At 56.1% G+C, this 21,398-nt stretch carries 24 protein-coding genes; 14 read left to right on the top strand and 10 right to left on the bottom strand.

Features of this window, described 5'->3' with window-relative positions; all coding sequences use genetic code 11:
• From dapC to dapE, 5 genes are all read left to right on the top strand, one after another.
• Positions 1 to 1,191, top strand: a complete 1,191-nt coding sequence (gene dapC, locus EYC82_RS00315) for a succinyldiaminopimelate transaminase (RefSeq protein ID WP_279247560.1) — start codon at positions 1 to 3, stop codon at positions 1,189 to 1,191.
• 2 nt (positions 1,192 to 1,193) lie between these two features.
• Positions 1,194 to 1,847 carry an endonuclease III gene (gene nth / locus EYC82_RS00310; protein ID WP_279247559.1) on the top strand — a complete coding sequence of 218 codons (654 nt, stop codon included), beginning with the start codon at positions 1,194 to 1,196 and terminating at the stop codon, positions 1,845 to 1,847.
• Positions 1,848 to 1,977: 130 nt separating this feature from the next.
• Complete coding sequence (locus EYC82_RS00305; RefSeq protein WP_279247558.1) at positions 1,978 to 2,334, top strand: ArsC family reductase; 357 nt, start codon at positions 1,978 to 1,980, stop codon at positions 2,332 to 2,334.
• 191 nt (positions 2,335 to 2,525) lie between these two features.
• Positions 2,526 to 3,545, top strand: a complete 1,020-nt coding sequence (gene dapD / locus EYC82_RS00300) for a 2,3,4,5-tetrahydropyridine-2,6-dicarboxylate N-succinyltransferase (RefSeq protein WP_279247557.1) — start codon at positions 2,526 to 2,528, stop codon at positions 3,543 to 3,545.
• Positions 3,546 to 3,564: 19 nt separating this feature from the next.
• The gene (dapE, locus tag EYC82_RS00295; protein WP_279247556.1) at positions 3,565 to 4,695 is read left to right on the top strand and encodes a succinyl-diaminopimelate desuccinylase; all 1,131 of its coding nucleotides are present in this window, start codon (positions 3,565 to 3,567) and stop codon (positions 4,693 to 4,695) included.
• On the opposite strand, the gene EYC82_RS00290 is transcribed toward dapE, so the two are convergent.
• The 3 genes from EYC82_RS00290 to EYC82_RS00280 all read right to left on the bottom strand — a co-directional run bounded on the left by EYC82_RS00290 (position 4,684) and on the right by EYC82_RS00280 (position 7,755).
• Positions 4,684 to 5,439 (bottom strand): SDR family NAD(P)-dependent oxidoreductase, encoded by a 756-nt coding sequence (locus EYC82_RS00290; protein ID WP_279247555.1) that lies wholly within the window; start codon positions 5,437 to 5,439, stop codon positions 4,684 to 4,686. The two genes, dapE and EYC82_RS00290, sit on opposite strands and share 12 nt — an antisense overlap.
• Before the next feature lie 51 nt (positions 5,440 to 5,490).
• Positions 5,491 to 6,315 carry a class I SAM-dependent methyltransferase gene (locus tag EYC82_RS00285; RefSeq protein WP_279247554.1) on the bottom strand — a complete coding sequence of 275 codons (825 nt, stop codon included), beginning with the start codon at positions 6,313 to 6,315 and terminating at the stop codon, positions 5,491 to 5,493.
• Positions 6,316 to 6,423: 108 nt separating this feature from the next.
• Complete coding sequence (locus EYC82_RS00280; protein WP_279247553.1) at positions 6,424 to 7,755, bottom strand: hypothetical protein; 1,332 nt, start codon at positions 7,753 to 7,755, stop codon at positions 6,424 to 6,426.
• Between the two features lie 131 nt (positions 7,756 to 7,886).
• On the opposite strand from EYC82_RS00280, the gene EYC82_RS00275 reads away from it, so the two are divergent.
• Positions 7,887 to 8,384 carry a leucine-rich repeat domain-containing protein gene (locus EYC82_RS00275; RefSeq protein WP_279247552.1) on the top strand — a complete coding sequence of 166 codons (498 nt, stop codon included), beginning with the start codon at positions 7,887 to 7,889 and terminating at the stop codon, positions 8,382 to 8,384.
• Positions 8,385 to 8,409: 25 nt separating this feature from the next.
• Here EYC82_RS00275 and EYC82_RS00270 read toward each other — a convergent pair whose 3' ends face one another.
• Genes EYC82_RS00270 through dapA form a run of 3 tightly spaced genes read right to left on the bottom strand, consistent with a single transcriptional unit; the run spans position 8,410 to position 11,119 of the window.
• Complete coding sequence (locus EYC82_RS00270) at positions 8,410 to 9,171, bottom strand: MBL fold metallo-hydrolase (protein WP_279247551.1); 762 nt, start codon at positions 9,169 to 9,171, stop codon at positions 8,410 to 8,412.
• Between the two features lie 20 nt (positions 9,172 to 9,191).
• Positions 9,192 to 10,247: an outer membrane protein assembly factor BamC gene (gene bamC / locus EYC82_RS00265; protein WP_279247550.1), complete on the bottom strand. Its 1,056-nt coding sequence runs from the start codon at positions 10,245 to 10,247 to the stop codon at positions 9,192 to 9,194.
• A complete protein-coding gene (gene dapA / locus EYC82_RS00260) occupies positions 10,247 to 11,119 on the bottom strand; it encodes a 4-hydroxy-tetrahydrodipicolinate synthase (protein WP_279247549.1) in 873 nt (290 codons plus the stop codon). The genes bamC and dapA overlap by 1 nt, the downstream gene beginning before the upstream one ends.
• A gap of 161 nt (positions 11,120 to 11,280) precedes the next feature.
• Between dapA and EYC82_RS00255 the strand changes: the two genes are divergently transcribed.
• The 5 genes from EYC82_RS00255 (at position 11,281) to EYC82_RS00235 (ending at position 15,267) form a co-directional block, all read left to right on the top strand.
• The gene (locus EYC82_RS00255; RefSeq protein ID WP_279247548.1) at positions 11,281 to 11,784 is read left to right on the top strand and encodes a DUF3806 domain-containing protein; all 504 of its coding nucleotides are present in this window, start codon (positions 11,281 to 11,283) and stop codon (positions 11,782 to 11,784) included.
• A gap of 63 nt (positions 11,785 to 11,847) precedes the next feature.
• Entirely contained in the window at positions 11,848 to 12,978 is a 1,131-nt protein-coding gene (locus EYC82_RS00250) for an MlaE family ABC transporter permease (protein ID WP_279247547.1), read from the top strand.
• On the top strand, positions 12,975 to 13,757 hold the full coding sequence (locus tag EYC82_RS00245) for an ABC transporter ATP-binding protein (RefSeq protein ID WP_279247546.1): 783 nt from the start codon (positions 12,975 to 12,977) through the stop codon (positions 13,755 to 13,757). The genes EYC82_RS00250 and EYC82_RS00245 overlap by 4 nt, the downstream gene beginning before the upstream one ends.
• Complete coding sequence (locus tag EYC82_RS00240) at positions 13,754 to 14,671, top strand: MlaD family protein (protein ID WP_279247545.1); 918 nt, start codon at positions 13,754 to 13,756, stop codon at positions 14,669 to 14,671. The genes EYC82_RS00245 and EYC82_RS00240 overlap by 4 nt, the downstream gene beginning before the upstream one ends.
• A gap of 2 nt (positions 14,672 to 14,673) precedes the next feature.
• Positions 14,674 to 15,267, top strand: a complete 594-nt coding sequence (locus tag EYC82_RS00235) for a PqiC family protein (protein WP_279247544.1) — start codon at positions 14,674 to 14,676, stop codon at positions 15,265 to 15,267.
• 26 nt (positions 15,268 to 15,293) lie between these two features.
• On the opposite strand, the gene EYC82_RS00230 is transcribed toward EYC82_RS00235, so the two are convergent.
• Together EYC82_RS00230 and EYC82_RS00225 are read right to left on the bottom strand one after the other, a co-directional pair.
• Positions 15,294 to 16,058 carry an SDR family oxidoreductase gene (locus EYC82_RS00230; protein WP_279250625.1) on the bottom strand — a complete coding sequence of 255 codons (765 nt, stop codon included), beginning with the start codon at positions 16,056 to 16,058 and terminating at the stop codon, positions 15,294 to 15,296.
• 130 nt (positions 16,059 to 16,188) lie between these two features.
• Entirely contained in the window at positions 16,189 to 16,875 is a 687-nt protein-coding gene (locus tag EYC82_RS00225; RefSeq protein ID WP_279250624.1) for an SOS response-associated peptidase, read from the bottom strand.
• Positions 16,876 to 17,024: 149 nt separating this feature from the next.
• Between EYC82_RS00225 and EYC82_RS00220 the strand changes: the two genes are divergently transcribed.
• Both EYC82_RS00220 and EYC82_RS00215 read left to right on the top strand, forming a co-directional pair.
• Positions 17,025 to 17,459, top strand: coding sequence for a Zn-ribbon domain-containing OB-fold protein (locus EYC82_RS00220; protein WP_279247543.1), 435 nt, complete (start codon positions 17,025 to 17,027; stop codon positions 17,457 to 17,459).
• A 28-nt stretch (positions 17,460 to 17,487) separates the two neighbouring features.
• The gene (locus EYC82_RS00215; RefSeq protein ID WP_279247542.1) at positions 17,488 to 18,675 is read left to right on the top strand and encodes a lipid-transfer protein; all 1,188 of its coding nucleotides are present in this window, start codon (positions 17,488 to 17,490) and stop codon (positions 18,673 to 18,675) included.
• Positions 18,676 to 18,733: 58 nt separating this feature from the next.
• On the opposite strand, the gene EYC82_RS00210 is transcribed toward EYC82_RS00215, so the two are convergent.
• Together EYC82_RS00210 and EYC82_RS00205 are read right to left on the bottom strand one after the other, a co-directional pair.
• Positions 18,734 to 19,426 carry an NUDIX hydrolase gene (locus EYC82_RS00210; RefSeq protein ID WP_279247541.1) on the bottom strand — a complete coding sequence of 231 codons (693 nt, stop codon included), beginning with the start codon at positions 19,424 to 19,426 and terminating at the stop codon, positions 18,734 to 18,736.
• A gap of 36 nt (positions 19,427 to 19,462) precedes the next feature.
• Positions 19,463 to 19,918, bottom strand: coding sequence for a MaoC family dehydratase (locus tag EYC82_RS00205; RefSeq protein ID WP_279247540.1), 456 nt, complete (start codon positions 19,916 to 19,918; stop codon positions 19,463 to 19,465).
• 202 nt (positions 19,919 to 20,120) lie between these two features.
• Between EYC82_RS00205 and EYC82_RS00200 the strand changes: the two genes are divergently transcribed.
• Positions 20,121 to 21,392, top strand: coding sequence for an efflux RND transporter periplasmic adaptor subunit (locus EYC82_RS00200; RefSeq protein WP_279247539.1), 1,272 nt, complete (start codon positions 20,121 to 20,123; stop codon positions 21,390 to 21,392).
• The last annotated feature ends 6 nt before the right edge of the window (positions 21,393 to 21,398 follow it).

The raw sequence follows: 21,398 nt of genomic DNA, 5'->3' as shown, positions 1-21,398 counted from the left end.
ATGAAGCCTGATCTACAAAAACTCGAGCCCTACCCTTTCGCCAAGCTGAAAGACTTATTCGACGATGTGACCCCGGCGCCTGACAAGACGCCGATAGCGCTGTCGATAGGCGAACCGCAACACGAGTCGCCAGCATTCGTTCTGCAGGTTATCGAAGATAATCTGTCGCGCATGGCCAAGTATCCCACCACCGCAGGGATGCCGGAACTACGCAGCGCTATCGCCGGTTGGCTGAATAACAGGTTCAAGCTTGAACATGTCGATCCGGGGCAGCAGGTGCTGCCGGTCAATGGAACACGCGAAGCGCTGTTTGCCCTAGCCCAGACAGTCATCGACCCCGTGCCAGGTGCGCAAGTCATGTGCCCTAACCCCTTTTATCAAATCTATGAGGGCGCGACTCTACTGGCGGGCGCTACCCCGTATTTCATCAACTGCTCACAGGATACCGGCCTACTGCCCGATTTTGACAGTGTCCCAAAAGAGAATTGGCAGCGCTGCCAACTGCTCTATCTTTGCACTCCAGGGAACCCCACCGGCGCTGTCATGTCATATGACCAGTTGAAGACAATTATCGAACTGTCCCATGAGCACAATTTCATCATTGCCAGCGACGAGTGCTATTCAGAGATATACCCGGACGATAGCGCGCCGCCCACCGGTCTGCTGCAAGCCTGCTCACAAATGGGTGACCCGAACTTTCGTAACTGCATTTCGTTCCACAGCCTGTCAAAAAGATCCAACCTGCCTGGCCTGCGCTCCGGTTTTGTCGCCGGCGATGCCGATATTCTGAAACCCTTTCTGCAGTACCGGACGTACCATGGCTGCGCCATGCCAATACACCACCAGCTCGCCAGTATCGCTGCCTGGAGTGACGAGGATCACGTCAGAATTAACCGGCAACGATACCGTGAAAAATTCAGTCATGTGCTCAAAGCGCTGCATGGACACCTGCCTGTCACTCAGCCAGACGCGGGGTTTTACCTTTGGCCACAAACCCCCGTCAGTGATACCGAGTTCGCTCGCGGACTGTACAGAGAGGAACACCTTACCGTGTTGCCAGGCCGATTTCTCGGCAGAGAGGCCCATGGCCTGAACCCGGGAGAGAACAGGGTCAGAATGGCGCTGGTCGCCAACCTGGATGATTGTATCGAGGCAGCACATCGAATCACACGCTATCTGAGCAGGCTATAGGCATGCTTAAAGCCGAGCGCACCGAGTACATCCTGCATCGCTTGCAGGCGCTGTATCCGGAAACTCCTGTTCCGCTTGATCATAAAGACCCCTACACACTACTGATAGCCGTTCTGCTCAGCGCACAGTGCACGGACGAACGGGTAAACAAGGTGACACCGGCACTGTTTAAGCGCGCAGACAACCCAGCAGAGATGTCCCGGTTGAGCGTGAAAGAGATCGAGGCACTGATCAAATCCTGTGGACTTTCGCCGCAAAAAGCGAAAGCCATACAGCGCCTCAGTGAAATACTTATTGAAGAACACTGGGGCGAAGTGCCCTGTGACATTGATGCACTGGAGCGCCTCCCGGGCGTGGGTCACAAAACGGCCAGCGTGGTTATGTCACAGGCCTTCGGCGTGCCCGCATTCCCCGTCGACACGCATATTCATCGCCTGGCCCAGCGCTGGGGGCTGACCAGTGGAAGAAATGTCAGCCAGACCGAGAAAGATCTAAAACGCCTATTCCCAATGGACCAGTGGAATCGATTGCACCTACAGATTATTTTCTACGGTCGCGAATTCTGCACGGCACGCGGTTGCGATGGACGGGGCTGCGACATATGCCAGGCGTGCTACCCAAATCGTAAATCACCAAAGAAGACCAAAAAGGCCTAGCGACAACCTGAACAGTGGCTGTTGTGCGTCCATCGACGCGTTCGCCGACGCTCCCCGCTGCTGTAACTGGCAGACGGTATTTGCTATCCTCAGTGCCATTGTAGAAAACGGGTTTTTCGGGAGTCTTGCTGTGGTCACTCTGTACGGTATCAAGAACTGCGACACAGTGAAAAAAGCGCGCAAGTGGCTGGACGCGCACGGCATAGAGTATCGATATCACGATTTTCGCGATGACGGTCTGGAAAAGAGCGCACTGCAAACCTGGGTCAAGGAATTAGGCTGGGAAACAGTGATCAATCGTCGCAGCACCAGCTGGAGAGCGTTGGATTCCAGTGCACGTGACACCATGAACGACCAGTCCGCCGCAGCGGCAGCACTGTCCCAACCGACACTGGTTAAGCGTCCGCTGCTCGATACAGGAAAGCAGTGCCATACAGGCTTTACTCCCGCCGACTACGAAAAAATTTTTGAGTTGCACACCCTATGAATTGCCGTCCGATACAGTCACGAGCCTGACGCCGCAAAAAAATAGACAAGCCCCCATCGCCGCACTCTTTGTGATCCATGGCAGAACAACTTGCCCCAGACCCCCTAACACCCTGATAATGCGCAAACTTTTTGCGGCCCCTCGGAGAAAAGAGCTTCTGTGAGGGGATATCACTTCCAAGGGTAATAAAGATGAGCGATGACGTTTTTGCGTTTGGCCTGGGTGTAGGCACCCATAACAATGGGGGCGAATGGCTCGAGGTCTATTTTCCCACCCCCGTCCTAAATCCGTCCCGGGCGCTGGCAGATGCTGTGCGCGAATGCGACAACAATGCCGCGCTGAGCGGCTCCGATCTCGAGGCGCTAGAGACTGCGCTGACGGCAGCCGGCGAGTCCGCTCAGGCAGACCTGGCGGCCAGATTTCGCAGTACAAAGCAGCCGGTCGTAGCTGTATTGTTGACTGCAGATGAACAACCAAATAACGTTCCGGAGGCCTACCTAAAACTGCAGTTGCTCTCCCACAGGCTGGTAAAACCCCATGGCACGAATCTTGAAGGCCTGTTTGGCGCACTCCCCAACGTAGCGTGGACCAACGAGGGCGCAGTGGACATCGAGGAACTGCCAGAGCGACAACTGGCAGCTCGTTTGCGTGGTGAGGTTCTTGACGTGAGCTGTGTCGACAAGTTCCCCAAGATGACTAATTACGTGGTGCCCACTGGCCTGCGTATTGCACATACCGCGCGCGTGCGACTCGGCGCCTATCTGGGTGAAGGAACAACCGTCATGCATGAGGGCTTTGTGAACTTCAATGCCGGGACCGAGGGGCCGGGCATGATCGAAGGCCGCATTTCCGCAGGCGTCATGATTGGAGCGGGCTCGGACCTGGGAGGCGGCGCTTCCACTATGGGCACCCTGTCCGGGGGCGGCAAACTGGTCAACGGTATGGGCGAAGGCTGTCTGGTCGGGGCCAATGGCGGTACCGGCATCCCACTGGGAGACCGTTGCACGATCGAAGCGGGGCTCTACCTTACCGCAGGCACGAAAGTTGCTATGCTCGACGCAGATGGTGCAGCCGTGGAAACAGTCAGGGCTAGCGATCTTGCGGCCAAATCTGACCTGCTGTTCCGTCGCAACTCGACCACAGGCGCGGTAGAGTGCCTGACTAATCGCAGTGCCGTAGAGCTCAACGAGGAGCTTCACGCGCACAACTGAATCAAGACGGGCAAGATTGATGGAACGCACGCTAGACATATGCAGTGAACTGATCCGACGACCTTCGGTTACACCTGAGGATGCTGGTTGCCAGGCATTGATGATGGAGCATTTACAGGCTCTCGGTTTCGAGTGCACTGGCTTGCCCTTCGGCAAAGTGAGCAATTTTTGGGCGCAGCGCGGTGACTCCGGCCCCGTACTTGCATTCGCGGGCCACACCGATGTGGTACCCACCGGACCGGTCGATGCCTGGGATACACCCCCTTTCGAGCCCACACTCACCGATGGCGTTCTGTTCGGTCGCGGCAGTGCGGATATGAAAGGTAGCCTGGCAGCGATGCTGGTTGCCTGTGAGGAATTTGTCGCAGAACACCCCAACCACCGGGGCAGAATCGGTTTTCTCATCACCTCCGACGAGGAGGGCCCGGCCGTAGATGGCACGGTTCGCGTACTAGAATACCTGCAGGATATCGGCCAATCCATCGACTGGTGTGTGGTCGGTGAGCCCTCCAGTTCAGCAACGCTGGGCGACGTGATAAAGAATGGCCGACGGGGCTCACTGGGCGCTACCCTGACTGTTCATGGGGTACAGGGTCATATCGCTTACCCCCATTTGGCAACCAACCCAATTCACGCACTGATGCCGGCAATACATGCACTGACCACGGAGACTTGGGACGAGGGCAACGAATTCTTCCCCCCGACGTCTTTCCAGGTTTCTAACATCCACGCCGGTACAGGTGCGACCAACGTTATCCCCGGAGAAGCCAAAATCGATTTTAATTTCCGCTTTTCTACCGAGGTAACGGATGAAGAACTGCGCAAGCGCACAACCAGCATACTCGAGGGTTTCGAACTGGATTACAGCCTTGACTGGAACCTCAGTGGCCAACCTTTTCTGACGCCGGCAGGCGAACTGGTGCAGGCCGCAATAGACAGCATCGAGCAGGTAACCGGGTGCAAGCCCGAACTATCAACCGCAGGCGGCACTTCTGACGGGCGTTTCATCGCTCCCACCGGAGCACAAGTAGTGGAAATAGGGCCGAGCAATGCCACTATTCACAAGCTCAACGAACAGGTGCTGGCAACCGACTTGCCGCGCTTGGCTGCTATATACAAGGGTGTTATGAGTAGACTGCTAGTCGAGTAGCGCGAGCTGTTGCTCCAGTCCTGACTTGGCCATAGCGCAATTAGCGGCGCCGGGAACCACAATCACCCGGCCGCTGCCAAGCGCTGCCAGGCTTACCTCTACTACCTGCTCCGCCGTCTGCCACATCGACTCTGGAATCCAGTCGCGGTCAAAGCCCTCAGAGACCATCGCATCGTGGAATTCCGTACGAGTAAACCCGGGACAAAGGGCTTGCACCTCGATACCTGTGCCCGCCAGCTCTGCCTGCAGGGCCAGCGAAAAATAATTCAGAAATGCTTTGGTCGCACCGTAGACGGCCATCCCCTTCCCCTCCACCAGACTACCCAACGAGGAGACATTGACGATTTCGCCACCGCCCTGTTCACGCATAAAGGGAATGGCTGCCCGACACAGGCTCATCGTCGCATCCACATGTAAACTCACCATGGCGCGCTGCGACTCAATCGCAAGGGAGTCAAATTCGCCCATTGACCCCACACCTGCATTGTTCACCAGCATCGTCACCGGGCCCCGTTGTCGCAGAGCCTCCATGGTTCTCGAAACCCCCTCTACAGTGGCAAGATCCGCTTGCAAGGCATGAAATTCCGCCGACCCGGCGATCTCAGCGGCCAGTGCATCAAGCCGATCCTGACGCCTGGCCACCCCAATAACAACATCACAGCGAGCGGCTAACTGGCGACAGAATTCAGCACCAAGGCCAGCAGATGCACCGGTAACCAGTGCGATGGTTTTACTGTCAGGCATATTTTCTCCCGGGGTATTGAACGGCTAGATTCAGCGCTGTGGCCTGCACCATCAAGCCAGCTTGCGGCGTACATGCACATCGAATCGCACGGTCTTACCGACGACACTGTGCGAAGGCAATACTGCGCCGAGGTGGGGGGCTCGCAGGGGACGTTTGACCACAATCCTGGCAACATCCTGCTGCAATGCCCACGACAGCAGTCTATCAGCATCGCTCGGCACTGTGTGCTGCAGCAGCGCCTGAAAAATGGCCATTTCCTTCTTGACGGCCGCGCTCTTGGAACGCTGCGGAAACATAGGGTCCAGATAAATCACATCCAGTCCATCCAGCTGGCCCGCATCCAGTGCAGTCGAATCAGAGGCAAATAACTGCAGACTCTGCACCGCCGCTCGCAGCTGCGGGTCGCGCGCAAGGGCAGCACGATCGAGCGCATCCCGCAATAATTCCGCCAGCAGTAGCTCACGTTCACACAGGCGGACACGACAACCAATGTCTGCGAGCATGAAGGCGTCGCGCCCCAGACCAGCGGTTGCGTCCAGCACATGCAAAACGGTTTTTTTACCGTGGCCAACCGCCTTACCCAGCAAGCGAGCACCGCCCGTACGTCGACGGTGAAGCATATCGCCGCCTTCAAATGCCACCCTCACCGGCCCCGGCGCTCCCATCCCCGTATACTGCAGCGCCAAACCGTCAGGCTCCACAAACAACACCACCTTCCCGGCTGGCATCGCGGTGAACTCCGCGCCAATGGGAAGCAATGGCAGCTGCAAGCGCCGGGCAAGATCCCGGGCGCGCTCCGCCTGACCACCGCCTGCGGCCAGAACAGCCGGAAATTCAGGAGCAGCCTGGTGCAACATTTTCCGGACGGCAAACATGGGTGGTCACTAACGTAGTTGGACGCAGACGTTCATCACGTTGCTGGTCTCGGGACAGGCACAGGAGGCCTGACACCATTTCGCCAGCAGATCGCCGCTGTGGCTTCATCATTCCTCGACAATCGTCTTCGGTTTTTTCTTACCGAACATATCAGTCAAGTCGTCCACCAGCTCCGCGGTACTCTGCACGGTGTCCACAAGATCCATCTCTCCCGCAGAAAATTCACGACCCCCGGGCAACTCGCTTTCAGGCAGACCAAGGTGCAGCTCGGCACCTTCAAGTGCGATATCGATCTGCAAATTGTATACAAAGCGGGACAGCCCATGCTTGTCGACGACACGAAACCGCCGCGGCCTGCGCTGACCATCCGTCTCAACGCCTTCCGTTAGACCACAGGCGATATTCTGTATGCCTTTCCCTGACAAGGGGATACCGCGGAACGAGGCCAACCCGAGACTACAGGCGTTGATAAATATCTCTGCCGATACGGGTGCTATCGACTCCGACTTGCTCGCCGGCTGACCCGCCTGTTCGCAATGAAACTCACCAACAAGGACTTGACTGGGTAGCGCCCTGTCCAGCATGCGCGCAAGCTCTATGGTCACATCTCCAACGATATAACTAAAGCCGGAAGGATTGACGCCCTCGGCCAGATACATCTCGTAGTGGCCGCCGATATGGTAGCCCGTTCTTACCACAGGAGCCGTGTTACCCTTGGATGCGGCTCTAGCCACAGCGTTATCTGCCACCACCAGCAACATGAAAAGAAACAAGTCCCTGTTGGCATGGGCCCCAAGGTCGCGATTCCAGATGTAATATCCGTCTCCCGTAGTTGTACGCGAGAAGTTCACCTCAACCCCCTGGGCCGACAACTTGTTGTAAGCAGAATTGAGTGAGTAGGACAAACTGTTTAACTGGCTGGCCTGCTCGAAGGGCGTGTGCAGTGAAAAGTCCACAATATCGAATAGCAGTACCGCTCTGCTATCCACATAACTCAAACCATAGCGACGAATAATTTGTTCCACCGCATCAATGACCGGTGGCTCCTCGGCCAGCCTGGTCTCCAGCTTGATAAAGGTGGGGGCAACATCAAGACGCTTACTGATCGAGAAAAGCTCCTCACGGGTTTTCCGCCGAACACCGGAAATAAGGGCGCGAATAAAACCCTCATTATTTTGCTCCGACCGTTCGGGCCCATCTGCGACCGCGCAGTAATTGCCCAGGAAGTAATGGGGCACCAGTATCACCAAGACACCGCGCTCATCCGCGCTCCAGCACAGCACGATATTCTGGCCCGTTCGCCACTGACGGCGCAGCGTCGTCTCCAGCGCCTTGAGATTGCCACGCTGCACAATACTGATTGTATCCCGGACAATATCGTCTCTCGGGGCACCCGGAGGAGCACCCTCAAGGCTGCCTGTATCTAACGTATCCGGCATAGACTTGTCCCGCTAACGCGAATATCCCACGGTGGTGGTGATCTGTGACGCAACAACTGGCATTATAAGACCCCTACGGCGTGGTCGCCACGCCCCTCTAACAGCGAAGTTAACAGGTGGGAGCTCCCGATATGCTCAAGCGACTCGTTTATATCTTGTTTATTCCAGCCATATTCAGTCTTGGCGCTTGCCAGGACTACGATTTCAAGGTGAACGACAAGGTGGTCTATTCCCCCGCCCTATACAGGGAGTATACAACACCGGATCAGGGCCTGCGGGAGTGCCTGCAACAAACCATCAAGGACCGAGGCGTTACCGAGCCCCAGCAACTGGACATTCTCGATTGCAGTTCCGCGGGTATACAGAGCCTGGAGGGCATCTCGGTTTTCACCGGCCTCAAGGCGGCTCGTTTTTCGGATAATGAAATTCGCAACCTGGTGGAACTGGGCGCCATGGACTCAATCGAGGTGCTCTATCTGGATGACAACGAAATAATCGACCCTGTTCCACTTTACCGGCTACCGGCACTACGAGAACTGGAATTATCGGGCAACGCCGCCCTGCAATGCCCGAAGTCAGGGAGCCTCGAACAGGTCGCGACCCTGGTCTTACCGACGCACTGCAACTAGTTGCGCTGCCACCCGCCGCGCACGATTAACCTCGCTTCAAAGTCAACCAGTCAAACCCCCCGGCCTGCGCGGCGAATGTCACTGAGTCAAGTGAACCCAGCGCTCCAAGTATGGCATCTTGCGCCCGTTCCAGGCTGTTGTTCTTCTCGCTGATATGCGCCACCACCAGGTGTTGTAAGCCGGAACCTACCTGCTGTAAAAAATCAGCTGCCTGGAGATTGTTCAAATGCCCCCAGTCACCACCGACACGCTGTTTGAGATGGTGCGGATAAGAACCCTCCTGCAACATTACCTCATCGTGATTAAATTCCAGCAACAGGCTGTCGCAGTGACGAAAGTTATCGATAACATGAGGGGTTATGCTGCCGAGATCTGTGAGAATACCCACGCTTAAATCTGCCGTGGACAGCCGATATTGGCAGGGCTCCACTGCATCGTGAGGCACCGCCACAGCCTTGATCTGTAATTCGCCAATGTCAAAGGCCGCCTCACAGTTAAACAGGCAGTAGTCGTGAGAGCCATCGCAACGACCCGTACCCGCTGTACCGTGTGTGAGATACACAGGAATATCGTACTTGTTCGAGAGAGCAGCCACGCCGCTGCAATGATCGCTATGCTCATGAGTAACGAGAATCGCGTCAATTTGAACGGGATCTACGCCGAGACGAGCCAATCTGCGCAGCGTTTCTCGCAGAGAAAAGCCGCAATCAATCATCACGAGCGTCTCACCCACCTGAACGAGAGTGGAGTTGCCCTTGCTACCCGAACCGAGAGAGGCGAATTGCACCAAACAGCTCCTCTGCGCGGCTAGTTGATATTGCCCTTGATGGCGACTAGCAACTCCTGCTGTTCCCGCTTATCGAGAACAATAGCGGCATCCTGCGGGTTCATCCGGATGCTCATGGACTCCTCGGACAATGGCTCCATGGAGACCAGTAATATTTGGTCTTCATCAATTACATCATCCTGATTTTCCCACAACCTGGACCACCATCCTGTTTCGTCATCACTGCCATCTGCACTGAAGCGGACATAGTAAAGTCCCTCACTGCGGTTTCGGTCAGAGATTATAAAAGACGATTTCTCCAGTGCGCGGCCGAGGGAAGCCCAAGCGCGATCATAGGGGAGGTCTAAGCGAAGGTAAAAGTAGCCTTCGGGCGCTTCGACCAGAGCGATCTTACCAGTTGCCCTGATGCCCTGCTCCGCCAGCATTGAAACGGGCGCGGTCTCAGCGCTATCGGCCATGTACTGAGCGAGTGCCCTCAACATCTCCGCCTCTTGACTAGCGTCATCTGACTCCGCCGGCCAGAGCTCTTCGCCACCTCGTTGATTCATTTGTAATACGTGTAATTCACTGGTACCACGCTGCACGCCCTGCTCCATTCGGAAACGAAAGCGGCTGGACAAAGGGCGCCCCTCCAATGTCACCCAGTTGGATTCCATAGTGCCCGCTCGAGCATCTGCCCGCGCAACCTGCATGCCCGAGGCGGAAATAAAATTCCGCACCTGCGGCCAAACTTGCCCGGGGGCAACGCCCACCAGTATCCAACTGTCCAGGCCCAGGCGCTGAATCCTGACCAACTCCTGCGTCGCGCTGCTGCCAAGGGGCGTAGGTCGCGGCACCTCAAACTCCTCGTCGTCGAGGTAGGCGTCCTGCACCGGCGGGATGACGTAAATATCCTCCATCTCGGCGCTCTTCATACCATCGGGAAGTTCAACCGGTGCGATCTGGGGCGCCTGCTTGTAGTCCTCAGAACGATCGCGGAAGACACCCTCATCACCGAAAATAGAACCGCATGCTGACAGAGACAGTGTCAGCACAGCCGCTGCAATACGGAAAAAATGTTTATCTACCTTGCTCATCAAACCCCCGCCGCTTCCAGTGCTTCACGAACCCGGGCATGGTACTGATCATCCAGCGCCGTCAAAGGTAGCCTGATACCGTCCTCGATAAGACCGCGCTCAAACAGCGCCCACTTCACAGGCACGGGGTTGGGTTCCAGAAAAAGCACCTCGTTCAGATCAACCAATTTTTCATCGGCCAAGGCGGCTGCATCTTCATCCCCCGCCAGCGCACTCTGGCACATTTGAGCGACAAGCAGCGGAGCGACATTGGCCGTCACAGAAATACTGCCTTTGCCACCCAGTAACATCAGCTGCCTCGCCGTCGGATCATCACCAGAATAAATAGCGAAATCTTTGCGACAGCGCTGCACCAGCTCTCTCGCACGGTCCATCTCACCGGTCGCATCCTTCAAACCAACGATATTATCCAGTTCCGCCAGTCGAACAACGGTGTCGTTGGCAAGGTCGACCGCAGTACGTGCGGGCACGTTGTATAAAATCTGGGGGATATCGACGGCCTCAGCTACGGCCCTGTAGTGCTCAAAGAGACCCCGCTGCGTGGGCCTGTTATAATAGGGAGTCACCAAGAGGCAGGCGTCAGCGCCAGCATTGGCGGCTGCTTCGGTAAAGTAAATGGCCTCACGAGTAGAATTCGAACCAGTGCCTGCCACGACTGGCAAACGGCCCGCCAGGTAATCGATACAGTGCTTGATTACCTCGCAATGCTCTGACGCATCGAGGGTAGCGCTTTCACCTGTGGTGCCCACAGCGCCGATGGCCGCGGTACCCGACTCCAGATGCAGATCCAGCAAGCGCTCCAGTGCCTTCCAATCGACACTGCCATCAGCGTGCATAGGGGTAACCAGGGCGACAATACTACCGATAATCATTGACGGTCTCCGCTTCTCGCGCTCGCGGGATGACAGCATAGCTCAGCCCACGGGAAAGCTGGTCATTATCCATGACGCGAGCAGGATGACAACCATGTGGGCTAAAATGGAAGTCATGGCAAATGGCCAGGCATTCAATGCAGACACAATTGGAGTTAAGAATGGCATTAAAACACCCACTAACGGTATTCCTGCTACTGATCGCCAGCTGGGCTCACCTGGCACTGGCGCAGCCCTATCCCCGCATTGAGAACCTGTCCAAGGTTGACCTGACCTACATGGAACAGCAGCGCAACGACCTGAGAGCTATTGCCGCTACCAACTTGGGCAGACAGTTCAGCGGCCAGAGAGAAAGGGACATCGCCCTGTTGCAAAACATGCTGGAACAGGGGCTGGTAGGACCCGACCAAGTCAGCGAAATGCAGGCAATGGGTATCATGATGGGCGACCTGCTGGCCGCAGAATTCGATATGAACTGGGTCGTATACACCGATCAGGCCGGACGCAGCCGCGCCCTGCGTTACCAAGACAGCGATTTCTTCCTTTACCCCGTCACTATGATCTCACGGCGGCGAACCGCGGGAGACATGACCGCGGTGAGCGGTATTTACGAGAGGGCAGCGAGATTAGTAAAAGCAAACACGCCCGCAAGGCCCTTTCAATAGCACTTGGCATTTGCGAGCAACAGCCAGTAGACTGGTGACTGACTACCGACTTAATGGCACCGCATGAGTTCAAGCCCCCCTGGATACGAGCTATTGGGCGAGTCCCAAGGCGAATCCTTGCTGGCACTGTCGGGCGCCTGGGCGCAAGGTCATAACCCGGAACCCTTCAAGACCATTGCATCACGACTGATCAGCAACCCCCCGCACGCACTGACTATTGATGGCACAAAAATCACCCACTGGGACTCCCTGCTCATGGCATTTTTGCTTCAGTGTCACGACTTTTGCAGAACGCAAGGGATTGCCTTCGATACCCGACAACTGCCTCAGGGCACCGTGGAGCTGCTGGACGTCGCCACCGCCGTCAAGGCACACGAAGAGCCCGAGGAAACACCGACTCCGTGGTTATCGACGTTAGATCCAGCCAATCTTTTGCGCAAAGCCAGCAGCGGCACCCGCGATTCTCTGGCGTTCATTGGCGAGGTCACTATCGCGATGGGCCGCCTCGTTACGGGCAGAGCCAATACACGCCTGAGGGACTTTGCCGCATTCTGCTATCAGACGGGACCAAACGCATTTGGCATTATCAGCCTGACCAGCATTCTGGTGGGCATGATCCTGGCTTACCTGGGGGCGGTGCAGTTACGGCAGTTTGGCGCTGAGATCTATGTGGCCGACCTCGTTGTCATAGGCACCCTGAGAGAAATGGGTGTGCTGATGACCGCGGTAGTTATGGCCGGGCGGACAGGAGCCGCGTATGCGGCCCAGCTTGGCACGATGCAGACCAATGAAGAGATCGATGCCATTTCCACTATGGGTATATCACCCATTGAATTCCTCGTACTGCCACGTATGCTCGCCCTAATCATTATAATGCCCCTGCTCACGGTCTATGCAGACCTGTTAGGAATCGTGGGCGGCGGCATTGTCGCGGGCGGCATGGGTATTTCTCCGCCACAGTATATCGCCCAGGGAATGGCGGCTCTATCGATCACCCAAATCGCTGTGGGTCTGATAAAGGCCGTCGTATTCGCAGCACTTATCGCCATAGCCGGCTGCCGCGCCGGGATTAATTCAGGGCGCAGCTCGGCTGCTGTCGGTCAGGCTGCCACCACTGCGGTTGTCACATCAGTGGTTTATCTGATCGTGGCCGATGCTGCCATTAACATTGTGTTCCAACAGTTGGGCATATGAGTTCAAGCGAACCAAAACAGGCACTGATCGAGGTCCGCGAGGTCACCATGGCCTACGGTACCAACGTCATACAAAGTAATCTCACTTTCAACATTTACCAGGGAGACATCTTCGTAATAATGGGAGGTAGCGGCTGCGGCAAGAGCACTTTGCTAAAACACATGCTCGGGCTTATCACTCCTGATGTCGGTGATATTTTGTACAGTGGCACAAGCTTCTACAGCGCCAGTAAGGCGAAGCGGGATTCCATGCGACAACGCTGGGGAATCACCTATCAGTCAGGCGGCCTGTTCAGCGCGATGACGCTGGAAGAGAATATTACTCTTCCGCTCGAACTTTATACCGAATATACGAAAGCAGAGATCAAAGACGTTGTCGCCTACAAGCTCGCACTCGTCGGACTTGCCGGATACCAGGCTTATTATCCCTCCGAGATCAGTGGCGGCATGCGCAAGCGCGCCGCCCTCGCTCGCGCAATCGCACTGGATCCGGAAATACTTTTTTTTGACGAGCCATCGGCGGGATTGGACCCGATCAGCTCCAGTTTGCTGGACGATCTGATTGTCCAAATTAAAGAGTCGATGGGGGCCACTGTCGTGATGGTTACCCACGAACTGCCCAGTATTTTTGCCATCGCCAACAACTCGGTATATCTCGACAATATCAGCCGCACCATGATCGAATACGGAAACCCGGCACAACTGCGCGATCACAGCCAAAAGGCTGTTGTTCGGCAATTCCTGAGTCGCAGTGCCACAGCCGATGAGGACAGCGCATGAGCGAAAAAACACAATACGCAACCACTGGCGCCTTCGTGGTCGGCGCCCTGCTTATTTTCGTAGCCGTAGTTTTGTACCTGCTCGGCTCAGGATTCGGGCAACGTGAAAGTTTTATTATGGTCTTTGATGCGGCTGCCAAAGGCCTGAGTGCCGGTGCGCCTGTTGCCCTGCGTGGGGTTCAGATCGGTCAGGTCACCGATGTGGATGTGGTGCTCGAGACCAAAACGGCAGATGTGCTTGTCGTGGTAAAGGCAGAGATTGACGAGACAAGCATTTACTACGAGGGTGATCCCGACGCGGTGGATACCGAGGCTCTGATCAAGCGCGGACTTCGCGCCCAACTCAACATGCAAAGTCTGGTAACAGGCCTTCTGTACATCGAAATGGATTTTCACCCGGAAAGCCCGGTGAGACACTATGACGTGAACTCTGACCTGCCCCAATTCCCGACCGTACCGACTAATCTTGAGCGGCTTGCCACTCAGCTGCAGAACTTCGATATCGACAAGTTAGCCACGCGAATAGAGACGATCGGCGATGGCATCGATAAGCTGGTCAGCAGTAAAGAAATCCAGCAGCTCCCCGCCAATATGAACGAAACGCTGGACTCACTGAGGGGGCTGAGTGAAAAAATGCAAACACAGCTAGCAAGCTCAGGGCCAAGACTTGATGCGATGCTGGATGAAACTACAACCACGATCGCCAGCACTGGCAGTCAGCTCAACGATGCCGTCCAGAGCTTTGAAAACAGTATGCAAAGCGTGGAGGAACTTGTTTCGTCTGACTCTACTACGGTCTATCAGATGAATGAGGCTCTTAATGAAGTCAGCCGAGCAAGCAGGTCGCTACGACTACTTACAACGACACTGGAAAGACAACCCGAGTCATTGATTCGAGGCCGAACCGGAGACTGAGCATGGCAAAGATAATTTTTTCGATATTCTGTTTATTGTCCCTGTCTTTTCTGACCGGGTGTGGCAGCAGTTCTCCCATCAATTACTATGTGCTGTCCTCCCCGTCGACCTCACCCCCCGCCGGTACATCGCCCATAATCGGAGTGGGGACTGTGACGATACCGGAATACCTGAACCGCGAAAATATGGTCTTTAACAGCGAGGAAAATGCGCTGTTTATCGCTGACTCCGACCGCTGGGCGGAGCCACTACAGAAAGGTATTCAGCGTGTGCTGGCAATGAACCTGGCGAGCTTGCTCGACACGCAGAACATACGGTTGCACCCGTGGGCGCGCTCCGCGGCACCTGACTACAGCATAAGCGTCAATGTACTTCGACTTGATGCAAATGATAAGGAAGCAACGCTAGCGGCGGAGTGGCAGATAATTCAAACCACTAAGCAACAACCACGCAGCCGAAATATCAAGCAGATCAGTCAGTCCTTTACCGGAAATGAACCGGATGCCGATGACATCGCCGCTGCCTACAGCGTATTGCTGTTCCAACTGAGCGAAACCATCGCAGCCGCTATTGAAGCAGAACTGCGCGAGCCATAGCTGGCTCGCGACGCTTCAACCTGAATCTAAAAGTCGTCCGACCGCAGCATAGCGTCAGAGCCGCCATCGACGAAAATAACTGAGCCACACAGATAGGCAGCCTCGTCACTGAGCATGTAACGCATGACATTGGCGATATCTGCAGGCTGAGCAGTTCTGCCCACCGGTACAGAGTCTCCGAAGGCCTTCATCGCCGCACCCAGTTCTTCGTCCTCAAATACACGGTCCGTGAGTGGCGTCATAGTGATTCCGGGGGCGACCGCATTGAGACGCACACCCTTACCCGCGTACTCAACTACGTGCCGCCGCATCCAAAGCGTAACGGCGCGCTTGGACCCGGCGTAAGCCGAATGACCATCACGGTCGTCGATCTCCTTGCACGCTGCGGCCTCATCTCCCGACAAGCATTTCTGCACGAAGCTATCGTCAGTGGGTACCATTGGCGCCGAATTCGAGGACACAAACACAACGCTCCCCTGCTTTCGCTCAAGCAGGTCACGCAAACCTTCTACGGTCTCTATCACAGCAAAATAATTGACCCTCGCAATCAACGAGAAAGGCGTCGCCACGGGAGGCAGACCGGCGCAGGGGATAAAACCATCCAAGCCTTCGGGCGCGAGTTCTCGCACACCGCGTACTGCAAGCGCACGACCGTCATCAGTAGACAGGTCAGCGATAATATCGCCCTCCTTGATGTCTACTGAGATCACCCTGTCACCCGCTGCCAGTAGCTGTTCTTTCAGTTCTGCGCCAATTCCGGTGGCACCACCTGTCATAGCAAACGTTCGCATTTTCGTCACCACCCTTTCCATCCCTGTTATGACTTACATACCACTCATCTGAAATACTGCACAGTCTCCAACTACAGAACCATGTGCCAATAGGCCAAATATCATTACCCCTTTGAGAGTAGGGGCGATACTAGCAACCTGTTGCCACCAGGTGAACCGCATCTCCCAGTGTGGCCATCGCAGCGGCATCCTTGTTGCGAGCATTACTCACCACTCGATCCAACGGATTCAAACGCCAGTCCGTCTTCAACTCATTGCGAAAGATACTGCTGTCCGCCGCTACAGCCCGACCGTTATCCAACCACTGGGGCCATTCATCAGAGGTCAGAACAACCGGCATACGAGCGTGCCAGGGGCGAAAAGACGGAGCCGCTTCCGTTGTGATGAGCGTGCACGACAACAGGGGTTCCTCCCCGCCTTCCCATATGTCCCAGAGCGCCGCCACCGCAAGCGCCTGCGTGTCATTACTGATAAGCCATGGTTGCTTGGCGCCATTTTCCGTACGCCACTCAATAAACCCACTCATCGGCACCAATCCCCTCTGGCGCTTGAAGGGGCCACGAAACGCTTTGCTACTGACAAGGCTCTCGCTACGAGCATTGAACATAGAATAGGTCTGACTCACTTCTCTCGACCAGGAAGGGGTCAGCCACCAGCGGGCGGAGTCGATCACAAGGCCGCTTCCGCCCTGTTTGACCAGCGATATCCGCTCCGTAGGCGCCAGATTCACCGCGGGCGGCAACGCGAACCCAATTCCCATATCCTTGAGCAAGTTCTGCAATCCGGGGCTATCAATCACGTTAAATCGTCCACACATGGCATGACTGTGCCGAAAAGCACCCGGGGGAGCAAGCGCAGTCTGACCTGTCGCACCACGGACACCCATTCAACCCCCGCCGCTGCGGTCGCTTGCCTGAATCTGCTGCGCAGTAGTACCCTGTGCCCCGATTTTGGAGGGAGAGAACTATGAGCGCGAAACCTCAAGTACCAGCCATTGAGGGCTGGCACACCATGGATGCCAAACCGCACCTGCTCGGGACACGTTGCAAATCCTGTGGCACCTACTTCTTTCCTAAACAGCATGATTTCTGCAAAAACCCCCACTGTGACAGCACCGACTTCGACGAGGTGGAACTGAGCCGCACCGGTAATGTGTGGAGCTATACCAATGCCTGCTACAAGCCTCCGGAACCGTTTGTCGCGGCCGAACCATTTAAGCCCTACTGCATTGCCGGCGTACAACTGGAAAAAGAACAAATGGTCGTGCTAGGGCAAGTTGTGGAGGGTCTGAACGTTGACGACCTGAAAGTTGGCATGTCGATGGAACTGGTGCTTGAACCATTGCATGAAACCGATGAGGACATCAAAGTCACCTGGAAGTGGCAACCCGTCGCGCAGTAACCACCGAATTAGCTGGAGTAAAAATACTATGTCCAATGAAATCGCGATTCTCGGCGCGGGCATGCACCCCTGGGGCAAGTGGGGCCACAACTTTGTCCAGTACGGCGTGGCTGCTGCAAGAGAAGCACTGGCAGACGCCGAAATACCCTGGCAGGACATCGCCTATGTGTCTGGCGGCGCTACGATACGCTGCGGCTACCCAGGCTACGTGGCGGGGGCCACATTCGCGCAGGCTCTGGGCTGGCAAGGTGCTGAAGTCAACACGTCCTATGCGGCTTGCGCCTCCGGCTCGCAGGCCCTGGCGGCTGCGCGCAACAAGATTCTTTCCGGCGCCTGCGATGTGGCGTTGGTAGTGGGGGCGGATACCACGCCCAAGGGTTTTCTGGCCCCAGCGGGCGGATATCGTCCAGAAGATCCGGATTGGGTCAGATTCTACCTGGGCATCACTAACCCCACTTATTTCGCACTGTATGCACGGCGTCGCATGGATCTCTACGGCGATACGCTGGAGGACTTCGCCGCAGTGAAGGTCAAGAATTCTCTGGTCGGTAGCAAGAACCCCCGGGCACGCTACCGCAAATGTTTCAGCGCCGAGGATGTCGCGGCGTCTGCCATGGTCGCGGACCCCCTGCGGCTGATGGATATTTGTGCAACCAGCGATGGGGGCGCGGCCCTGATTGTCTCCAGCCTGGAGTATGCTCGCAAATTAGGCCGCGGGGACGCCCCGCGGATAGCCGCTATTTCAACGGTAACGCCCACCTTCGCCAGCGCCGTAGTGGAAATGCCGGACATTGCCACAGACTCCGCGGCAGCAGACGGGGTCGAGGCAATGGCCTACCGGGCCAGCCTGCCGGTGAAAGCTTACGAAGAGGCGGGCATTGGTCCGGAGGACGTAGACCTCGCAGAGGTCTATGACCTGTCTACCGCGTTGGAACTGGACTGGATCGAGGATCTGCAACTGGCACCACGTGGCGAGGCAGCCGCTATGCTGCGCAAAGGTGACACGGCGCTTGGCGGCAAAACACCGATTAACGTGTCCGGTGGGCTGGCCTGCTTTGGCGAGGCCGTTCCCGCCCAGGCACTGGCACAGGTCTGCGAGCTGACATGGCAGCTGCGCGGCGACGCAGGGGATCGTCAGGTTGAGGGAGCGAGGGTTGGCATAACCGCCAACCAGGGCCTGTTCGGGCACGGCAGCTCGGTCATTGTCAAACGCTGACCAAGCCGGCACCAGTCAGCTTCATTGTGCCTCTGCACCTGCGTGTGCACGCTCGCCATCAGGCATCACATACGTAATCTAAGCGGTCATTGACCATGTAAAGGCGATGGCGCCGCCCTTCTGCATCGAGCGTCCCTTCCGCGTATCCAACATCAGCTGCGTACAGAAAGCAGATTCCCCCATCGATTGGGACCATCCGCGGGGCATAGACGAGCGGCTCGGTCACACTTAACCGATCGCTGACTTGCGCACAGGTCTCGCAATCGGCGATCTGCACCAAGCTAACGTAGGTGGGAGGCATCAGGCGCATAGCATGTTCAGCGCTGGCGGATTCTTCCAAAGCGCTCGTTGGTTTCACCCATCGATGCCTGGCAATTTCTCCTCCATCCACTTGCACCTCCTGATGCTCTTTCAGAATAGCCACGAAAAACCAGGTCGCAAAACGCCGCTTGGCCCCTTCCGGGGTCGTCCAGTGAGACAGGTATGTCAGCTGATCCGCATGCACCTCAAGGCCTGCTTCCTCGCGCGTTTCACGAATAGCGGCATTGACCGCGGCCGAGTAATCATCTGGGTTGCCGGAATAATCTGCCTCGTCAACCTTGCCACCAGGAAACACCCACATACCACCCATGTGCTTCACTTCCCTGCTGCGCTGCACGAGCAGAGCCTCGAGTCCGGTCTGCCCGTCGCGCAGCAACACAATGGTCGCTGCAGGATAGACCGGCTCCACTATATCGCTAATCTCCAGCAAAAATATCTCCTTTGCGACGAATACACCGTCATCCCATCAGGGGTAGAAACGGCTAATAGTATCCACCACGCACGCGGGTCGATCCGCGCCCTCAATTTCAATAGTCATGCGCACAACGACCTGAATACCGCCCTTGACCTCTTCGACACTCATCACTTCACCCCCACCGCGAATTCGGCTGCCAACCGGTACCGGCGACGGAAAGCGCACTTTCTCACAACCATAGTTGACGCCCATGGAGGTGTTATCGACCTGCATCACCTGGGGCAGGAAAAGGTTCGCCATGGATAACGTGAGATAGCCGTGCGCAATGGTTTTACCAAAAGGCCCATCTGCTGCTTTCTCTGGATCTACGTGAATCCACTGGTGATCTCCAGTGGCATTGGCAAACTGATCAATGCGCTGCTGATCAACTGTCTCCCAATCGCTGAAGCCCAGGTGCTTTCCTACCGCATCGAGCAAGTCTGCGGGTTTTTCGAAGCGAGTAGCCATAAGTGTTATCTCCATCACGTTTTGTGGGCCACAAGCGACCGCTGGCCGGGCAATTAGGGCCGCTATAACCGATTCATTACAAGTATTTCACAGTAAAAAGCCTGCTTATTATGGTATAAAACTCGCCCGGAAGCATTAGGCGTCACCCCTGCCACGGAACGGTTCCTTCTCCAACCACGCAAGACAACGACTGGAACACATTTTGGCCTCAAGAAAAAAGCAGCTCTTGATCTCGCTCACCATGCTGGCAGGCTCAGCCGCCATTACGCTGCTGTTGTATATCAATCGGCCACCTACCGAAATTGCAGTGCCTGTTTACACGCCCGTATCCATTGATGTTGCCGAAGTAGTAAAACAAAATTTACGCATCGAGGTGCAAGCACAGGGAACGGTTACACCACTGCAGGAGACTTCGCTTCTAGCGGAGGTCAGTGGCCGCATCATCGAAGTATCACCGTCCTTTACAGTGGGCGGATTCGTCGATAAAGATGCAATGCTGTTGCGTATTGATCCGCGTGATCACGAGACAAACCAGCTGCGTGCGGAAGCCGCACTAAAGGTTGCGCAAAGCAGCCTGGCGCAGGAAAAAGGCATGGCAAAGGTTGCCGAAAGTGAATGGAAGAAGTTACCCAAGGGCAGCCAACGTAGCGAAGAGGCCAAAGCGCTTTACCTGAGACAACCGCAATTGGCACAGGCGCAGGCACAAATGCTTGCCGCCCAGGCTGATCTGAACACAGCTCAGGACAATCTTGAACGCACCATTATCAGGGCACCCTACGCAGCGCTGATCCGCCACAAACAGAGTGAGCTGGGGCAATTCGTCGCACCCGGCAGCGCACTGGCTAATATTTTTTCGATAGAAACAGCCGAGGTTCGCCTACCCATACCCCAGAATCGGCTTGACTATCTCGATCTGCCCGGCCCCAGGGAAACGGGTGAGGGTTCAGTCATCGACCTTTACACGGACGTCGCTGGCGAAATCAACCACTGGACTGCGCATCTGCACCGCACTGAGGGCGTTTTTGACGAGCGATCCCGCTCGCTGTATGCAGTTGCACGCATCGACGATCCTTACGACCTGAACCAGAAAAGCGGAGAACCACTGCGCATAGGTACGTTTGTCAATGCCAATATCGAAGGTAGAGAGCTGAAAGACATTGTTACGCTACCCCGATATGTCCTGCGCGCCGGCGATATCGTCTGGGTTGTCGATGAGCGCAAGCGGCTGCGCAACCGCAAGGTCACGCTGCTTAACACGGGCGGTGATTTTATTTATGTCAGTGGCGGCCTTAACAACGGCGACCTCGTATCGCTGACCACACTGGACAACTCCTTCGACGGCTCAGAGATCGTTATACAGTCGCAAACACCCACGAACCAGCTGGACAAAAGCGGCATGCCTGCAGATGCACAGGGGCACGGTAACGCCGAAGTCTCTAAGGCCCCGGCCCAAACCTCACGCGCAGAAAGCTGACAGCTG

It is taken from the genome of Candidatus Marimicrobium litorale (genome assembly GCF_026262645.1).
Taxonomy (GTDB): domain Bacteria; phylum Pseudomonadota; class Gammaproteobacteria; order Pseudomonadales; family Halieaceae; genus Marimicrobium; species Marimicrobium litorale.
This window is presented reverse-complemented; position numbering and strand designations above follow the sequence as displayed.